16 protein-coding genes are annotated in these 17,925 nt (G+C 65.1%); 5 read left to right on the forward strand and 11 right to left on the reverse strand.

All coding sequences use genetic code 11. The annotated features are described in order from the left end of the window. Positions 1–53 precede the first annotated feature (53 nt). The 5 genes from JHD67_RS04940 to JHD67_RS04960 form a co-directional block, all read right to left on the reverse strand. A complete protein-coding gene (locus JHD67_RS04940) occupies positions 54–650 on the reverse strand; it encodes a YigZ family protein (protein WP_199097915.1) in 597 nt (198 codons plus the stop codon). After that, the gene (locus JHD67_RS04945) at positions 643–1,491 is read right to left on the reverse strand and encodes a hypothetical protein (protein ID WP_199097917.1); all 849 of its coding nucleotides are present in this window, start codon (positions 1,489–1,491) and stop codon (positions 643–645) included. The genes JHD67_RS04940 and JHD67_RS04945 overlap by 8 nt, the downstream gene beginning before the upstream one ends. Next, positions 1,488–2,042, reverse strand: a complete 555-nt coding sequence (locus JHD67_RS04950; protein WP_199097919.1) for an RNA polymerase sigma factor — start codon at positions 2,040–2,042, stop codon at positions 1,488–1,490. The genes JHD67_RS04945 and JHD67_RS04950 overlap by 4 nt, the downstream gene beginning before the upstream one ends. 162 nt (positions 2,043–2,204) lie before the next feature. Continuing rightward, positions 2,205–2,705 (reverse strand): hypothetical protein, encoded by a 501-nt coding sequence (locus JHD67_RS04955; RefSeq protein ID WP_199097921.1) that lies wholly within the window; start codon positions 2,703–2,705, stop codon positions 2,205–2,207. A 125-nt stretch (positions 2,706–2,830) separates the two neighbouring features. After that, positions 2,831–4,264 carry a phospholipase gene (locus JHD67_RS04960; protein ID WP_199097923.1) on the reverse strand — a complete coding sequence of 478 codons (1,434 nt, stop codon included), beginning with the start codon at positions 4,262–4,264 and terminating at the stop codon, positions 2,831–2,833. A 143-nt stretch (positions 4,265–4,407) separates the two neighbouring features. Between JHD67_RS04960 and JHD67_RS04965 the strand changes: the two genes are divergently transcribed. Continuing rightward, on the forward strand, positions 4,408–5,163 hold the full coding sequence (locus JHD67_RS04965; RefSeq protein WP_199097925.1) for a YdcF family protein: 756 nt from the start codon (positions 4,408–4,410) through the stop codon (positions 5,161–5,163). A gap of 129 nt (positions 5,164–5,292) precedes the next feature. Here the strand turns inward: JHD67_RS04965 and JHD67_RS04970 are convergent, their stop codons facing one another. Next, positions 5,293–6,354, reverse strand: a complete 1,062-nt coding sequence (locus JHD67_RS04970) for an NAD(P)-dependent alcohol dehydrogenase (RefSeq protein ID WP_199097927.1) — start codon at positions 6,352–6,354, stop codon at positions 5,293–5,295. A gap of 171 nt (positions 6,355–6,525) precedes the next feature. Here JHD67_RS04970 and JHD67_RS04975 point away from each other — a divergent pair, with 171 nt between their 5' ends. The 4 genes from JHD67_RS04975 to JHD67_RS04990 all read left to right on the forward strand — a co-directional run bounded on the left by JHD67_RS04975 (position 6,526) and on the right by JHD67_RS04990 (position 10,477). Beyond that, a complete protein-coding gene (locus tag JHD67_RS04975) occupies positions 6,526–7,464 on the forward strand; it encodes an AraC family transcriptional regulator (RefSeq protein ID WP_199097929.1) in 939 nt (312 codons plus the stop codon). Between the two features lie 106 nt (positions 7,465–7,570). Continuing rightward, a complete protein-coding gene (locus JHD67_RS04980; RefSeq protein WP_199097930.1) occupies positions 7,571–8,164 on the forward strand; it encodes an HAD family hydrolase in 594 nt (197 codons plus the stop codon). A gap of 134 nt (positions 8,165–8,298) precedes the next feature. Further along, positions 8,299–8,745, forward strand: coding sequence for a hypothetical protein (locus JHD67_RS04985; protein WP_199097932.1), 447 nt, complete (start codon positions 8,299–8,301; stop codon positions 8,743–8,745). A gap of 178 nt (positions 8,746–8,923) precedes the next feature. Then, the gene (locus tag JHD67_RS04990) at positions 8,924–10,477 is read left to right on the forward strand and encodes a peptidase S10 (RefSeq protein WP_199097935.1); all 1,554 of its coding nucleotides are present in this window, start codon (positions 8,924–8,926) and stop codon (positions 10,475–10,477) included. Positions 10,478–10,551: 74 nt separating this feature from the next. Here the strand turns inward: JHD67_RS04990 and JHD67_RS04995 are convergent, their stop codons facing one another. From JHD67_RS04995 to JHD67_RS05015, 5 genes are all read right to left on the reverse strand, one after another. Next, entirely contained in the window at positions 10,552–11,577 is a 1,026-nt protein-coding gene (locus tag JHD67_RS04995; RefSeq protein WP_199097936.1) for a TraB/GumN family protein, read from the reverse strand. Positions 11,578–11,682: 105 nt separating this feature from the next. Then, positions 11,683–13,113, reverse strand: coding sequence for an aldehyde dehydrogenase family protein (locus JHD67_RS05000; RefSeq protein WP_199097938.1), 1,431 nt, complete (start codon positions 13,111–13,113; stop codon positions 11,683–11,685). Positions 13,114–13,128: 15 nt separating this feature from the next. After that, positions 13,129–14,769: an acetolactate synthase large subunit gene (locus JHD67_RS05005; RefSeq protein WP_199097940.1), complete on the reverse strand. Its 1,641-nt coding sequence runs from the start codon at positions 14,767–14,769 to the stop codon at positions 13,129–13,131. A gap of 86 nt (positions 14,770–14,855) precedes the next feature. Continuing rightward, complete coding sequence (xseA, locus tag JHD67_RS05010) at positions 14,856–16,247, reverse strand: exodeoxyribonuclease VII large subunit (protein ID WP_199097942.1); 1,392 nt, start codon at positions 16,245–16,247, stop codon at positions 14,856–14,858. Positions 16,248–16,368: 121 nt separating this feature from the next. Next, complete coding sequence (locus JHD67_RS05015; RefSeq protein WP_233171643.1) at positions 16,369–17,838, reverse strand: phospholipase D-like domain-containing protein; 1,470 nt, start codon at positions 17,836–17,838, stop codon at positions 16,369–16,371. Between the last annotated feature and the right edge of the window lie 87 nt (positions 17,839–17,925).

Consider the following 17,925-nt stretch of genomic DNA (forward strand, 5'->3'; position numbering starts at 1 on the left):
CATCCGCGCCGGTTCAGCGCACTGCTTTCAAGGTGGGGTGTGGTGACCGCGATTCAATCCAGCAGGCGGGCGCGGTGTCGCCCGCGACTGATATCGGTGACGCGCGCCTGCGCCTCCGTGACGCGGGTGGTGGGGAGCTCGATCTCCAGCATGACGCCATCGGCGCCGAACTCCTCCCGCACGCACTCCGCGTCCAGCTCGCGCAGACGCGCCTTGAGCAAGGCCAGCTCGGCGAAGTCGATATGCAGCGCCAGGCGAGCCATGGGCACGATGGGCAGGCGTTCGGCGCGACGCAGGCATTCGGCGGCGGTGCCGCCGTAGGCGCGAACCAGGCCGCCCGCCCCCAGTTTGATGCCGCCGTACCAGCGCGTGACTACCACCACCGCGCGATCGATGCCTTGCCCCTCGATGGCCTGCAGAATGGGGCGCCCTGCCGTACCGCCGGGTTCGCCATCATCGTTGAAGCGGTAGTCCTGTCCGATACGGTAAGCCCAGCAGTTGTGCGTGGCGGCAAGGTCGCTTACCTGGCGCACAAAGGCCAGGGCTTGCTCGGGCGTCTGCACCGGGGCGGCCTGGGCGAGAAAGCGACTCTTTTTGATGTCCTCGCCGTGCTGGCAAGCCGTGGCGAGGGAGTACAGCGTGTCACTCATGATCGGGTACTTGGGCGCGCAGGTCGTCCGGAATGGCGATGTCGGGATGGGCCTGGCGAAAATCAGCCAACCGATGCAGGCCTTCGTCCCGCCGCTGCTGCGCGAATAGCTGGCGAATCTTCTCCAGCTCCTGCGCTGGCGGGTCGGCCGGATTGAACGCGACGGGGTCGTTGACGGGTGGCGCGGCCCGCGCAAAGGCCATCGGCGCGGGTGCGCTCATGGCTTTCATCGCGGGGCTGGGGGCCGGTGGCGCGGCCGGCGCCGGCGCACTCATCGATACCGGCGCCGATGCTTCGTTGGAAACGGCAACGGCGGGTGCGGGGGCGGGTGGTGCGGGGGGCGGCGTCACGCGCATGGGCGCCTCGCGAACCTCGCTTGGGCGCGTGGCGACCTTGGCGCTGCGCACGGCTTGATGGGCCGAGGGTTGGCTGTGTGGCGCCCCGGCCGCAGCAGGCGTAGCGGATGTGATCGTTGGGGCGGCCCGCGTTTCGGCTGGCACGGCCGATGCCTCGGCGGCTGCAGGCGGTGCGGCGGTCGTCGGCGCGGCAGGGGCGTGTACGGTCACGGCGCTCGGCGTGGGCAGGGTCGGTACGGCGGACGGTTGTTGATAGAGGCGCCAGCCCAGTCCCGCGGCAACCACCAGCATGGCCGCGCTGGCCACGCTCACCGGCCAGCGTGGTATCCGGCGACGCGCGGGCGGGCGTACGGCTGCGGCGGCCAGGCGACGCACGGCCTGGTCCAGCGCAGGCGGCGGCTCCTTGCGCGGCAGGCTGGCGTAGAGCGCTTTCAGCGCGTCTTCGCCGGGTAGCGATTCGTCGTCGCGGGGATCGTGCGTGTTCATTCGGCCAACTGTTCGCGCAATCGGTTCATGGCATAGCGCAGGCGCGACTTGGCGGTTTCGCGCCCCACGCCGGTAACTTGGGCAATCTCCTCCACGCTGAGGTCGTTTTCCAGTCGCAACAACACGGCGGTTCGTTGTTCCTCGGGCAGGCTTTCGATGGCGAGCTGCAATCGGCGGCGGCGTTCGAAGTCGGAGAGCACGCGCTCGGGTTGTTCGTGTTCGGGTGAGGGTAGCTGCTCAAGCCACTGCGTGGCGTCTTCGGTATGGCTCGTGGGGCGGTTGCGCCGATAGCTGTCGATGAGCAGGTTATGTGCGATCTGCAGCAGCCATGTACTGAAGCGGGCTTGCGGGGTATAGCGGGCGCGTGCCGCCACCACACGGCTCCAGGTTTCCTGGAACAGTTCCTCGGCCACGCGAGGGTCGCGTGCGCTGCGCAGCAGGAAGCGATACAGCGTGCCACGATGGCGCGCATATAAGGTATCGAACGCGGCCAGCTCGCCTTTGGCATAGGCAAGCATCAGGGTTGTGTCGTCGTCCACCGGGGTATCCATCGCGAGCGAGGTTAAGCTAAACGACGGTCGACGATAAACAGCGGTGTGTCCACGGGCTGATGGGGTGCTGGGCGACTTCGGGGCGACGGTGGCATGGATGCCTTCATAGGGGACCATATCCGTGAAACGCCGCGCACGGCAAAACGGGGTTGACGTGGGCCGCTATTGAGGCGCGTAGGCCCAGGCCTTGGAGTCGCTGCCGATGACGAGGACGCGCCCGTTGCGGCGGATCCATTGATCGGTGGCGCGGTCGCGCGAGAGTGTCATGTCGCCCAGCCGTACCGTGGACACGGTCTGCACGGTGGCCTGCTTGCGGTTGGTAGTGAGTTCGATGCTCTTGATCTCGATGTCCACCTTCAGTTCCAGCATGCCACCGGTGGCTGCGCTCATGCGTTGCGCCATTTCGGTGGCATGGGTGATGAGGGTGCACAAGCCCTTTTTGTCGTAGTGCTTTTCGATCGACTGGCTGCCTTGCCGGACGACCTGGTTGCCCTGGAAGTCGTCGGCAATCTGCGCGCACTGACGCTGCGCATCGAATTGCTGGATCGCGTCGATCTGGAGGGTGTAGGCCTCGCGCACCTGGGCTTCGGTCATGCGTCGGCTGTAGTCGAAGTACCACCACGACAGTCCGGCGAGTATCAGCAGCAAGATCAGCTTTCGCACGTGTTTCCTCCCTGAATTAAGGCCTTGGCTGGCCCGTTGCGACGGCTATCCCTTCCGTGCCGCAATTTCTTTCGACTATGGCACGATAGGCAATCGCTGTCATCGTCTACCGCCGATGGGCGTGGTCAGGGCAGGATGCCGCCCGGGTTGGGATGGCTGAAATCCACCGGCTCACGCCGTTGAGTAAGCCGGAAAACGGCCTCGTGCACGTTTCTGGGCAGCACCACGTCGAGCACGGTGGTTTGGTGTGGGCCTAGCGCATCGAAAAGGTCGGCCTCCACGGTAGTGCTGGCGATGGCGTGGTGTATGAGCCCGGACAAATCGGCCGGCTGCACGGTGGCGCCGTAGGGTCGGTGGGAGGCGACGGCAGCGCGCAGCGTTTTACGGCGGTTGACCGGGTCGCCCACGCGCGATGTACCCGCGAGTAGCGCGTGGTTGAGAAAGAACGACACCACATTGGCCTGGCGGCTGTTGCCTTGGCGGTCCAGCATGAAGCCTTGCGGCATCCAATCGGGATTGGGCGGAGTGCCGGCATTAAGCAGCAGGCGAGCGCCCACGAGTGGTTCGCCGCCATCGTCGGTGATTCGCACGATCAGCATGCTGCGCGGGTCGTGAATATGGGTGCGCAAGGGAAACGGCCCTGCCGATTCGAACTCCACTTTTTCGCTATCGCGCTGCGCGTTCTCCGCATCGAAGCGATCGCACAGCAGGGCATAAGCTGCCGCATCGTTCACGCGCAGGCAGTGCAGCAGCGCTTCTACCGTGGCGTCGGGCGCGGCCGCCATGATGCCCTTGGCGTCGCCGGAGTGAGCCGCGCCAGGGATCAGTTTGAACGCGGTGCGCGGCGCACGGGTCACATGCAGGCTCAGCGTGTTGGCGGCATCGCCATCGTTGTGCGCAAGCACGGCATGGCGAGCATTGAGGTTGGCGGCGGCGATGCGTACCACGCCATCGGAGCCGTCTTCCCCGGTATAGCTATTGATATGGTCGTAAAGCGAGCGATCGGGTCGATCGCCGGTCAGCACGAAAAGGTATTGTTCGCGTTCGGCGAGGTCGTCGCCGTGGATGTGGTCCAGATTGAGTGACAGGGATGGGGCACTACCCAATTCCAGCCAGTCCAGGATGCGTTGGCCTGGCTCCACGCCATCGGTCCAGGCCCGCAGGCGGCCGAGCACGCCCTTGCCCAGTTGTGCCAGGGCCGAGCCGAAATTGGCCGGGGCCAGCATCATCAGGTGGGTAAGGCGGATGGTGCTGAAGGCGCCGGGTCGCTCGCGTTGAGCGCGTAGCCATTCCCGCACTACCGGGCCGCCGGTGGAGTGAGTGATGCAGGCAAAGCGGCTGTCGCGCAGAGGAAGGTCGCGCAATGCGCGATCGAAGGCTCGCACGATATCGGCCATGGTGACCGCGTCGTCGAAGCTCACGTATTCGGACAGCCAGATATCGGCGACGTCGAGCGTCATGCCCGCCGCGCGCGCCTGTTGCTGCAGTCGTTGGGGCAGGGCGCCGTAGGTACGGGTGTTGGTGACACTCCAGCCGTGCACAAAAACGAGCGTCGTCATGAGCGGATTCCCTGCGTTCCCCTGGCTGCTGCTTCCTTACGGATACTTTGTCCGTCGGCCGATTGCGCCCTGCGCGTGCGCTATCGCCTCGGCTTGCAGTAAGGCCCTAAGATGCCATGACTTTCCGCGAAGTGGGGAACCCCATGCTGGGCATTCTGTTTCTCTTGCTGCTGGCGGCGGCGCTGCTCTATCGCCTGCGCTGGCGGCGATGCGGCCATGCGATGGTGGCGCTGGCCGTGGTGCTGTTCTTTGCGGTGGGTTGCGGGGCACTGCCGCGCTGGCTGATACGCAGCCTGCAAAGCCCCTACGACGTGGAGCCGCGCATCGCCTGGGCGCCGCGCAATGTCATCGTGCTGCTGGGAGGCGGAACGGTGGTGGCGGGGGACGAGCCCTTGCAGCCGTCTTATTTTGCCGATGGCCGCGTGCTGCGCGCCGCGCAGCTATACAACGATTGCAAGGCGACGGGCCAGGAATGCCGTGTCCTGATCAGTGGCGGTGACTCGCAGGATCACGGCGAGGCGGAGTCCGTGGTGTATGGGCGCGCCTTGCGCAAGCTGGGTATCGCCCAGGCCGATCTGCTGTTGGAAACACGCAGCCTCACTACGTGGCAGAACGCGCAGTTCAGTCGGCCGATGCTGGCGGCCTACGCGCCGCAGCATACGGTGCTGGTCACCTCGGGCATTCATTTGCAACGCGCGCTGTTGTACTTCAGTCATTTCGGCATTGCCCCGCAGCCGGTGGCCGGCGACTGGGTCAATGCGCGTCGAGAGCTGGTGCCCGATTCCTGGAACTACCTGCTTGCCGATGCGGCGCTGCACGAGTACCTGGGCATTTGGCGCTATCGCGTCTACAACATGATGGGCTGGAACGCGCCGAAGGCACCGCCGCTGGGTGCATAAAAGGGTTTGTTCGGACGTCCCTTTTCCAGGCAGCTGCGCGGTCGGTGGCGTCTTAAAAAAACGGCGTCGCTGACTGCATGCCAGCGACGCCGGTTCCCTGCTCCGTCGGGGTGATTGACGGAGCCTGGATCAGCCAGCCTTCTTCAGTGAAGCGTTGTCGATCACGAAGCGGTAGCGCACGTCGCTCTTGAGCATGCGCTCATAGGCGTGATTGATATCCTGGATATCGATCATCTCGACATCGCTGACAATGCCGTGCTCGGCGCAGAAATCGAGCATTTCCTGCGTTTCGGCGATACCGCCAATGGCCGAGCCGGCGATCGAGCGACGACCCAGTACCACCATGGCCGCCTGCACGGCGGGTTCAATCGGTTCGAGCAGGCCAACCAGGCACAGCACGCCGTTGAGGGCGAGCGTGTTGAGGTACGGGTTGAGGTCGTGCGGCGAGGGCACGGTATCCAGGATGAAGTCGAACTGGCGCGTCACGGCCGCCATCTGCGCCTCATCGGTGGACAGCACCACGTGGTCGGCGCCCAGGCGACGTGCTTCGGCTTCCTTGTCCGCCGTACGGGTGAACAGCGTAACGTCCGCGCCCATCGCCTTGGCAAACTTCAGGCCCATGTGGCCCAGGCCACCCAGGCCGATCACGGCGACCTTGCTGCCCTTGCCGATCTTCCAGTGGCGCAGCGGCGACCAGGTGGTGATGCCGGCGCACAGCAGCGGTGCGGCAGCCTTCAGGTCCAGCTTGTCGGAAATGGACACCACGAACTTGTCGGACACCACGATGCGCTCGGAGTAACCGCCGAAGGTCGGCAGGCTGTCGCGGCGGTCGATACCGTTGTAGGTCCAGGTGGCGCCTTCTTCGCAGTACTGCTCGAGGCCGGCGTTGCAGGAGGCGCAATGCTGGCAGGAGTCGACCATGCAGCCCACGCCCACCGCATCGCCCACTTTGAAGCGCGTCACCTGGTTACCCACGGCACTCACGCGGCCCACGATCTCGTGACCGGGCACCATCGGGTAGATGCTGTTGTGCCATTCGTTGCGGGCCTGGTGGATATCCGAATGGCAGACGCCGCAGTAGAGGATGTCGATCACCACGTCGTCCGGGCGCGGCTCGCGACGCTCGAAGGTGTGGGCCGCCAGCGGGGCGGTGGCGGACTGGGCGGCAAAGCCGCGAATGCTGAGTGCCATGCATAACTCCTGGAGGACGGGCGAGCGAGGGGCGCAGTATGGGCGGGCGGGTCCCGCCGGGGGTAGCCGATTCCTGCGAAATACTTGCCCGATCCTGCAAAGCCCTGTTCTTCTACTCGCCTTGGTGTGGAGAAACAGGCAATCTTGCGTCGTCCTAGATATGACAAGTCCATGAATAACAAGACTTCCGGGAGTGCGCCGTCGATGCGCGTAGAGCAGGGGCGCCAGGAATTGACAGCCTTGATTGAACGATTGACGCCCAGCGAAGGTGTCCAGTCCACCGCCTGGCCGGCCCTGAATTTCTTCCGTGCCGACTCCACGGGCGCGCCCACCTGCGCGCTTTACGAGCCTGGATTGGGGCTGGCCTTGCAGGGGGCCAAGGAGATCCTGCTCGGGCAGCAGACCTTCGTGCACGAGCCCGCCTCGTACCTGGTCACCTCGGTGGATGTGCCGGTGTCCTCGCAGGTCAAGCATGCGTCGCCGGAAGAGCCCTGCCTGTGCCTCAACTATCGGCTCGACGTGCAACGCATTCGCGAGTTGCTGCCGGAGGTGTCGTCCATGCGGCCGATGCCCGCATCCTCGCCGGGCCTTTCGCTCAGTCCGCTCGACGGTGGCTTGCTCGATCCGCTATTGCGCCTGGTACGCCTGCTGGACACCCCAGATGATCTGGCGGTGCTGGGCCCATTGATCGAGCGCGAGTTGCTGTATCGCCTGCTCACGGGCGAGCAGGGTGGTCGACTGGCGCAGATCGCCACCTCGGGAAGTCAGAGTCATCAGGTGTCGCGCGCCATTGAGTGGCTGCGCCGTCATTACCAGGAGCCCCTGCGTATCGATGAGCTGGCAGGGCGCGTGAACATGAGCAGCTCTTCGCTGCATCACCATTTTCGCGCGATCACGGCGATGAGCCCGTTGCAGTACCAAAAGCAGCTGCGTCTGCACGAAGCGCGACGACTGCTGGTGGCGGGGCAGTGCGATGTCGCCACGGCGGCGCATCGCGTGGGCTATGAAAGTCCTTCGCAGTTCAGTCGCGAATACAGTCGGCATTTTGGCGCACCGCCGTTGCGCGACGTTACTCGTCTGCGCCAGGCCGATACGGAAAGCGCCGCCTAGGCCGACTTGACGCTGATGGGGCCGCGCGTTGAGGATGCGCACCGCGCCCGCCCATGCTCTGTGGCTGCGGTGGGCGATTTTGGGAGCTGCTGCCAGGGAGTGCGCCTTGAATCTCGCTTTGTTCGATTTCGATGGAACCATTACTCACACGGAGATGTTCCGCCCGTTTATCGAGTTTGCCGTGCCCAGGCGCCGACGCCTTGTGAGTACCGCCGTGCTGGGACCTATGGTGCTTGGTTACAAGTTTGGGTTGGTCTCCTCCAACCTCATGCGTTACTGCGCCGTGCGGGCGGGTTTCACGGGCGTTCCGGCTGCGCAAGCCGACGAGTTGGGGCGTCGATTCGCCCACGAAGTGCTGCCGGGCGTCCTGCGCGAAAACGCGCTGGAGCGCATTCGCTGGCATAAGGCCCAGGGTGATCGCGTGGTGGTGGTATCGGGTGGCCTGGATATCTATCTGCGCCATTGGTGTCGCCAGCATGGCCTGGAGCTCATCTGCTCGGAGCTGGAAATTCGCGATGGACGATTGACGGGTGGCTATCGGGGCGATCAATGCGTCAGTGCCGAGAAGCCCCGGCGGGTGAAGGCGACGTTGGATGTAGCCGCCTATCCGGTGGTTTACGCCTACGGCGACACCAAAGAAGACCTCGATCTGTTGCAGCTGGCTCATCATCGCTACTACCAGTGGCAGGAGCTGGCCTGACATTCCGTGGGCGCACGGCGGGCGCCACTGCCGATGCATCGACCGTGATGGTTCTGGCGAGGCGCGCGACATGCCGCGCCGTTGTACGCTGAAGGGCATGGCATGGGGCCGTGACCACGGCCGAGGGGCGATCGATGCAACTGGTCTTTACCAAGGGCTCGGGCAAGTACGACCGCATGGATATCGTGCGCCCGGGATTGCCCGCGCAGTCCGTCGATTGCCCCAAGCAAGGCATCATTCCTCACGACATGGTGCACTACGCGGTGGAGAGTACGCTGCAAAAGCGCGGCTTCATCGCTCGACTGTCCAGCGGTGAAGCGGCTGGCCAGCGCATGGCCGAAGAAGCGGAAAGCGATGCCGTGGAGCGCCTGGTGGAAGTATTCCAGGCCGATGGCTGGGCCGGCTGGGGCAGCGCGGCGCAGGACATGATCGATCTTTACCGCGTTACCTGTAGCGCGCGTGCATGCCCCATGCTTCCGATCGACGGCGCCGCCATCGAGGCGGTGCGTCAGTGCCTGCTCGAACTCACAGCCCAATGGCAGGCCGTTCCGGTGGGGCGGGCGTTGACGCTGGCCTTCTAGCCGCCCGGCCGGTGCCGCGAAAACTTGCCCCCTGTCTAACGGCACTGGTGACCCTGGGCGCCATAACGCATCTATGAGCCTCGCGCCGTCGCCTGGCTGGCTGTCCTTAGGGCAGCGGGAAAGTGCGGGCCGGCTGCGTCGGCGATGTTCCGTTAAATGCCCTTGCGTGAGATGCCTGATGAAGCCTGATCTGCCTGTTCGTGCCCGTTTTGCTCATGTGGGGCGGCGTGCCGCCTGCTGCGCCGCCTTGCTGCTGGCTGGCCTGACCCTGGCGCCGTGGAGCGCGATGGCTGCGGCGGACGCCAAGCCGGCCGCAGACGCGGGCGCCGACAAGAAACCGGAAGGCGAACTGCCGCCGCTGCCCGCGGACAAGACCATCAAGCAGAGTGTGCGCGTCGGTGGCCGCACGCTTTCCTATGAGGCGACCGTGGGCACGATTCCCGTGCGTAACGCCAAGGGCAAAAAGATCGCCGAGGTGGTGTACACCGCCTATGTCGTTCCCGGTGGTGCCCCCAATCGACCGGTGACTTTTGCTTTCAATGGCGGACCGGGCGCCTCGTCGGTGTATCTCAACATGGGCGCGATCGGTCCCAAGCGCATCCAGTTCGGCGTGGATGGCGATGCGCCTTCGGATGCGGCCGTGACCAAGGACAACCCCAATACCTGGCTGGATATGAGCGACCTGGTGTTTATCGACCCGGTGGGCACCGGCTATTCGCGCTCGCTGGAAGATGACGAGCAGACCAAGAAGGATTTCTATTCCACCGAGGCCGACATCAAGTACCTCTCGCGCGTGGTGTACGACTGGCTGGTCAAGCACGGTCGCCTGCGCTCGCCCAAGTATGTGATGGGCGAGAGCTACGGCGGCTATCGCGCGCCGCGCATAGGCTACACCCTGCAAACGCAGATGGGCGTGGGCGTGAATGGCCTGGTGATGGTGTCGCCGTATCTTGATCCGGCGGCGATCGGCGATGGCGATGCCTTGTCGCCGCTGCCGTGGATGATCAACCTGCCGTCGATGACCGCGGCGAATCTGGAGAAGCAGGGGCGCCTTACCCCGGCGGCGATGGCCGACGTGGAGAGTTACGTGCGCACGCAGTTTGTCACCGACTTCCTCGCGGGTCGTTCCGATCCGGGGGCGATCTCGCGGATGGTGCAAAAGGTATCGGGCTATACCGGCCTGGACCCGTCGGTGGTCGCCAAGCTGGATGGTCGCGTGGATATCGGCACCTACCTGCGCGAAGTGCATCGCAACGACAAGAAGATCGGCAGCGTCTACGACTCCAATGTCACCGCGTTCGATCCGTTCCCCGATTCGGCTGAACGTCGCTCGGGCGATCCGATTCTCGACGCGCTGCTGGCGCCGACCACCAGCGCCATGGCCGATTTCGTGACGCGCGAGGTGGGTTGGAAGACCGACGCGCATTACGAAGCGCTTTCCTACTCCGTCAACAAGGAGTGGGAGCGTGGCAATCCGGACGACAAGCCGGTGGCGGACCTGCGCAAGGCGATCGGCAACGACCCGAACATGAAGGTGTTGATCGTGCACGGCTACAACGATCTGTCGTGCCCGTTTTATACCTCGCGCCTGGTGATCGACCAGATGCCTGCCTTCGGTCAGGCGCAGCGCGTGAAGTTGGCCATCTATCCGGGCGGGCATATGTTCTATAGCCGCGCGGCCAGCGCCGAGGCGTTCAAGGCGGACGCCGCGTCGATGTATAGCGGCAAGTAAGCCGCTGCATTCAGCCGGGCCGCGTCCTCTTCAAGGGCGCGGCTTGTTGGCGGGCGAACGAGTCAGCCTGCCGCTCAGGGTTGCAGGCTTTCCGGCGGCCTTACCACGTAACCCATCGAGCGCAGCTTGGCCAGGTAGCCGTCGGGCGCCATCACCTGTTCCATGGAAAGAATCGCGACGCTGTGGCGGTTGCGTATCAGCGCATCCTTTGCCGCAGCGATCCATGCATCCTCGATGCGGGCGGGGAGATCCGGGATATTGAGCTGATGCTCGAAATCGCCATTGATCGCCGTCACCACGCAAGGATCGTAGTGCGTGCCTTGCATCAGGCTCTGTAGCGTCTTCATGTCGCCCGTGGACCAGGCGTTGGCGCGAGCGGCCAACTGCGGTAGCTGGCTCTCCACCAGGCGCATGGTTTCATCGAGGCAAGCGATGCCTTCTGCCTGCTCCTGTTCGGCGGAGTTCAACTGGCCCGGTGCGCGCGATATCACCAGTTCGTAGCGTGCATCGATAAGTCGGGTGCCGTGGCGATGCGCCAGCTTTTCGACCATCGCCGCGACATCAGTGTCATCGCTGAGGTCATTGGCGCTGAGCGCTTTGTCGTATAGCGCTTCGGCCGCCACGATGGGGCGCGTAAAGTCGAGCGCCTCATCGTTGTCCAGGTACTGGCGCTTGAGCGCCTGCCAGCGCGCGTACATGTCCGGTGGGAGCAGGCGTTGCAGAGAAGCGCCGCCGGGGTTCAGGCGTGCATTGGGCTGCAAGGCCAGGCGCGAGAACAGGCTGCCGGGCATGCGCAGTCGAGCGGAAGGCGCCTCCAGCAGCTCGGTCGATTGCCCCAGCGCATGCTCCAGCTCGTGCCATTGCCATTGCGCGTGTTTGGGCAGCGGGCTGATGGTGCCAATGACCCACATGACATGTCCGCCGGAGCGAACCTCCCACAGCGGGGGGCCGGGTTGCTCTCCGGTGACGGTGACCGCTTGCAGGTTGACCGCCTCTGCCGGGCGCGCTTGGGCAGAGGTGGCTGGCACCGGGCCGGTCTGCGCCCAGGCGTGGGTCGCCAGTGCAAGAGCGCCGACACAAACAGCAAGCTTGGCGAGCATCGTATGGCTCCGTAAGGAATCGCGACGACGTTGGCGGTCGCCGCGTCGAGTGCCTTAGATTGAACACCAGCCGGGTCGGGGGCGCCACCGGTCCGCGTGGGCCGCTCAGCGTTCGCGCATCACCATCAGTCGCAGTTCGGTCATGTCTTCGATGGCGCAGCGCACGCCTTCGCGCCCGATGCCGGAGAGCTTGACCCCGCCGTAGGGCATGTTGTCCACGCGGAAGCTGGGGATGTCGTTGACGATCACGCCGCCTTGCTCCAGCTCGTTCCAGGCGCGCATGGCGTGGCCGAGGCTATCGGTGAAGATGCCGGCTTGCAGCCCGTAATCGGAGTCGTTGACCATGCGAACCACGTCGTCGAACTCGCTGAAGGGCGCGAGCAAGGCGAACGGGCCAAACACTTCCTGGCGATGAACCTTGGCGCTGGTGGGTACGTTGTCCATCAGCGTGGCTTCAAGCATGGCGCCTTGGCGCTTGCCGCCGCACAGCACCTTGCCGCCTGCCTTGCGGGCTTCTTCGATCCAGTCGTGCAGGCGCGTGGCAGCGGCGTCGTCGATCATCGGGCCAAGGAAGGTGTCCTTCTTCTTGGGGTCGCCTGCCTTCAGCTTCTTCACCGCCGCCACCAGGCGCTTCTTTAGCTCCCCGTACAGCGATTGGTGCACATAGATGCGCTGCACGCTGATGCAGCTTTGGCCGGATTGATAGAACGCCCCGAATACCAGGCGGTCGATTACGCGATCCAGGTGCGGGCCCTGGTCGGCGTCGATGATGCACGCGGCATTGCCACCCAGTTCCAGAGTCACTTTCTTATGGCCGGCGCGCGCCTTCAAGTCCCAGCCGATCTGACTGCCGGTGAAGGAAAGCAGCTTGAAGCGAGGGTCTTCCACCAACGGGCCAGCGTGCTTGCCGTCCAGGTTGAGGATGGAGAACGCTCCCTTGGGCAGGTCGGTTTCGGCCAGCACTTCGCCGATGATCAGGGCGCCGATGGGCGTGCGCTCGGCGGGTTTGAGCACGAACGGGCAGCCGGCGGCGATGGCCGGCGCCACTTTGTGAGCCACCAGGTTGAGCGGGAAATTGAAGGGGGTAATAAACGAGACCGGACCCAGTGGTACCCGCTTGGTGTAGCCGTGGTAGCCATCCAGGCGCTGGGCGATTTCCAGCGTGAGCGTTTCGCCGTTGATGCGCACGGCCTCTTCGGCGGCGATGGTGAAGGTTTCGATCAGCCGCGTCACTTCGCCGTCGGCGTCCTTGATGGGTTTGCCCGCTTCCACGCAGAGCGCGTAGGCCAACTCTTCGCGACGTTCGGCGAAGCGGCGAGCGCAGTGCTGGAGTACCTGCTGACGCGCCCACGGTTTGAACTCGCGCATCGGCTGAGTGGCGTGGACCGCGGCTGCAATGGCCTTCTCCGTGGCTTTTGCATCGGGCACGGCCACACGCGTAGCGACCTTGCCGCTGTATTTGTCCAGCACATCCATCGTTTCCTTGGAGGTCTGCGGCTGGTTGGCGAGGTAGTAGGGGTAGCTCTTGGCAAGCATGCGTGGCTCCAGCGATCAGACGGCTGCGCTCAGCCGGCGGATCTCTTCGTTGAGGATGCGGTGATTGTCCGAGTAGTCGATGGTCAGGTCGATCAGGTGCACGCCGCCCGTGTCGAATGCGCGCTGCAACGTGGGCAGGAACGCATCGGCCGTGGCGGGGCGATGGCCATAGGCACCATGGGCCTGGGCGAACAGCACGAAATCGGGGTTGCCGAACACCATGCCATAGTCGGCATAGCCCATCTCGGCCTGTTTCCAGCGGATCATGCCGTAGGCGTCGTCGCGCAGCAGCAGAATGACCAGATCCAGTTTCAGGCGCACCGCGGTTTCCAGCTCCTGCGCGTTCATCATGAAACCGCCATCGCCGCAGATGGCCAGCACCTTGCGTTCGGGGTAAACCATCTTCGCCGCCATGGCGGAGGGCAGGCCGGCGCCCATGGTGGCCAGCGCGTTGTCCAGCAGAATGGTGTTGGGCTGGCGGGCGCGGTAGTAGCGCGCGTACCAGATCTTGTACATGCCGTTGTCCAGGCATAGCACGCCGTCATCGGGCATGAAGCGGCGTGTGTCGTCCACGACGCGCACCGGGTGCATCGGAAAGCGCTCGTCATCGGCATGCTCGCGCAGCTGCTGGTGAAAGGCATCGCGTACCCGATCGAAGAAGCTGAAGTTCCAATGCGCCTGGGGCTGCAAGGCGTCGGTGAGACGCTCGACGGTATGGGCGATATCGCCCACCACTTCGATCTGCGGAAAGTAGACGGCATCCACCTCGGCCGATGAGAAATTGATATGGATGACCGTACGCCGCCCCTTGCGCATGAGAAAGGGTGGCTTCTCGACCACATCGTGGCCGACATTGATGATGACGTCGGCGGCGTCGATGGCCCGGTGTACGAAATCGCCATCCGACAGCGCGGCATTGCCCAGCCATAGCGGATGGTCCTCATCGATCACGCCCTTGCCCATCTGAGTGGTGAAGAATGGGATACCCAGCTTGTCGATGAAGGCGCGCAGTGCCACGGTGGTGCGTTGGCGATTGGCGGCCGCGCCGATCATGAGAATGGGGTGCCGGGCCGAACTGATCGCTTCGGCGGCCTGTACCAGCGCGGCATCGTCGGGTGAGGGGCGCCGCGCATACTCGGTGGGAAGCAGGATGGCGTCCTCTACCGTATCCCGTGCGATGTCTTCCGGCAGTTCAAGGTGCACCGCGCCAGGGCGTTCTTCTTCGGCGCGACGAAAGGCCTCGCGAATGCGGGCGGGGATGGTCGGTGCCGACACCAGCTGCCGGGTGTACTTGGTCAGCGGCTGCATCATGTCGACGACATCGACCAGTTGGAAAAGGCCCTGTTTGTGTTCGCGTATGGGTTTCTGACCGGTGATCATCAACATGGGCATGGCGCCGAGCTGCGCATAGGCGGCGGTCACCAGGTTCGTCGCACCGGGTCCCAGCGTGGACAGGGCCACGCCGGCTTCGCCGGTAAGTCGCCCCCAGGTGGCGGCCATAAAGCCGGCGGCCTGTTCGTGGCGGGTGACAATCAGTTGGATGGAGGATTCACGCAGCGCTTCGACCAGGTCCAGGTTCTCTTCGCCCGGCACGCCAAAGATGCTGCGAACACCTTCGGCTTCCAATGCTTTGACGAACAACGCGGCAGCCTTCATGCGACGCTCCCTGATGTAAGGGGCGGAGCATGAAATAGGTGGTGTTGAGATCACGTGAGCTGCCGCCGCTACACGTCTTGCAGGCCTTAGGTGGCGCGAGACTTCTTGGGTGGCGCGGATGCCACGGTGAGTGGCAGCTCGCCATCGGCCAGGCGTGCGCGCAATGGCGTGCCTTCCGTCGCCTGCTGTGCCGAGCGCAGCACCTTGCCGTCGGCGTCGAACAGGATGGCGTAGCCGCGATCCAGCGTGGCGAGTGGGCTGATGGCGTGCAGGGCGCGGCCGGTCTGCTGCAGGGTAAGGCGATCGCGCTCCAGGCGCCGCTCCATGGATTGGCGCATGCGTTGCGATAGTTCCTGCAGGCGTCGGCGGGCCAGTTCCAGGCGTTGGCGCGGATGCTGGGCCAGCAATCGCGCCTGCAGGCGCTCCATGCGCATGCGCCGGTATTGCGCGGATTCACGCTGCACGCCAAGGAGGCGGCGGTGCAAGTGCGCGAGGCGTTCGTGGTCGCGCGCCAGTCGCGCCTGCGGACGTTGCGCCTGCAGGCGCGCCAGCAAGTGATCCAGACGCTGGCTGCGCGATTGCTGACGACGCTGCTCCAGTGTCACCAGTCGCTGTTGCAGTTGCAGCAGGTGACGTCGCAGTGCATGGGCGTCCGGCACCAGCAATTCGGCCGCCGCCGATGGCGTCGGTGCGCGCAGATCGGCGACGAAATCGGCGATGCTGAAGTCAATCTCGTGACCCACGGCCGACACCACCGGCACGGCGCTGGCGTGGATGGCGCGCGCGACCTGCTCGTCGTTGAAGGCCCAGAGATCTTCCAGTGAGCCGCCGCCGCGCGTGAGCAGCAGGGCGTCGTAGCGGCCGCTGGCCGAAGCCTTGCGCAGCATCTGTACGATGGCTGGCGGTGCTTCGCGCCCTTGTACGGGTACGGGCAGCACATCGACCTGCGCCAATGGCCAGCGGCGCGCCATCACGCTCAGCACGTCACGGATCGCCGCGCCGGTGGCCGACGTGATAACGCCGATGCGTCGCGCGTAGCGGGGCAGGGCTCGCTTGCGGGCGGGGTCGAACAGGCCCTCCGCGTCCAGTCGCGCCTTCAGTTGCTCGAACTCGCGTTGCAGCGCGCCTTCGCCGGCCGGTTCCATGTGCTCGGCGATCAGCTGGAACTCGCCGCGCGGTTCATACAGGCCGACCTTGGCCCGCACCAGCACATGCATGCCATCGGCGGGACGAAATTTCAGCCAGCCGCTCTTGGGGCGGAACATGGCGCAACGCACCTGGGCGCTGCTGTCCTTGAGCGTGAAGTACAGATGGCCGGAGGCCGGGCGCGCCACGTTCGACAGCTCGCCTTCGATCCAGATCAACGGAAGCGCGTCTTCCAGCAGGTCACGCACCAGCCGGTTGAGTGAGCTGGGAGTCAGAACCTCGCGGGGCGGGGTGCCGCCGTCACGGGAGCGGATGTCGTCGAAGTCGTGCATGGACGCGCGAGCCTAACACGACGACCGCCCATCGAATGCTTTGATTACATCCGCTTGGCCGAGCATGCATAGCCAGATAGTGAGGCAGTGGCGCTATCTCTTTGATATGAAAACATTCTGCTCAGCGTGGCGGGCCCGATTCGGCAACGCGCTGCCGAAAGCGCCGGCGCAATCGCCACGCCCGAGCACCAAAGTTCAGGGCGAACCAGGCCGCCAGCAGGCCCAGTGGCCACCCGATTACTGCCGGCCACAGGATCGCCACCACCGCCAGCACGGCCAATGCCAGGCTGCCGACCAGCAAGGGACCGGTGGCGGTGTCGCCCAGTACGCGGCGGTCGGTGAGCGCGGCGCCCACGGTGTTGGCGATGCGCAGCGCACTGGCGGCGGCGCGGCTGGAACTGCCGCCCATGGGGTGATGTGGCGCCTGACGGGCAGCGGCGGCTTGCACGTGTTCGGTACGAGGTCGCCGGCGGCGCGGCGCCAGCACGATCTCGGTGGCGTTGCCGAGATCGCGTTCGTACTGGGCGGCCAGCTGCCGGGCGAAGCCGGCGTCTTCCACGGCCACATCGATCTCGCGGTTGCTCAGCCAACTGGCGATATTGAGGTTGGAGGAACCCACGCGTGCCCACAGGTCATCGGCCACGGCGGTCTTGGCGTGGAGCATTGAGCCGTTCCATTCGAACACCCGAATGCCCGCCTTGAGCAACGGCCGATAACCCGAGCGGGACATGCCGGCAACCAGCGGTATGTCACTGCTCCCGGGCACCAACAGGCGCACATCCACGCCGTCTTTGGCGGCGGCGGCCAGCGCCTGGACATATGGCGCCACGCCTACGAAGTAGGCGTCGGTGAGCCATAGCGTGCGGCGGGCCATGGCGGCGATGAGCTGATCGAGGCGGTACATGCTTGCGGTGGCAGGCTGGGTGGCGATGACGCGCAGTGCGACGTCGCCCGCGGGTGCTGTCTCCGTGGCCGGCAGAAAAGCCGGCAACGGCGTGCCAATGCTGGACCAGCTTTCGGCAAAGGCCTGCTCCAACTCGTGCACGGCGGGGCCACGCAACGCCACGCCCGTATCGCGCCAGGGGGCCACCTGGCGGGCCGGGTCGCCTAACCACTTGTGGCTGATGCACACCCCGGAAAGAAAACCGTGCTCGCCGTCGACGACCAGCAGTTTGCGGTGGTCGCGGCTGATCCAGCCGAAGGGTTGCCCGAACTGCGGCGGGTTGAAGGCACGCACCTCACCGCCCGCCGCGCGCAAGGGTTGCCAGAAGCTGGCGCGCGACTGGCCGCGGCAACCCAGCCAGTCGTAGATCACGGCCACCATCACGCCGCGCTGGGCACACTCGACCAAGGCATCGCGGAAGGCGCGGCCCACCTCGTCGTCACGGATGATGTAGTTCTCCAGCAGCACGCGTTGGCGCGCGTGGCGGATCGCCCCAAGCCATGCATCGAAATGGGCGGCGGCGTCGATCAACAACTCGACGGCGTTGCCGCCCAGTAACGGAGCGCCGGCGGCGCGGCTGAGCGCCTGTTCGGCGAGGAGTCGGGCTTGCGCGAGCGGCTTGGCAGTCATGGGGGGAGTGTAGGCCATGACTTCGGGGGACCTTCAAGCCGTGTTCACTCGTTGCATGTCACCAATACGCGCCACCGAGCGGGGCTGCCGTTCCCACGAACCTTC

It is taken from the genome of Dyella sp. ASV21 (genome assembly GCF_016428975.1).
Taxonomy (GTDB): Bacteria; Pseudomonadota; Gammaproteobacteria; order Xanthomonadales; family Rhodanobacteraceae; genus Dyella.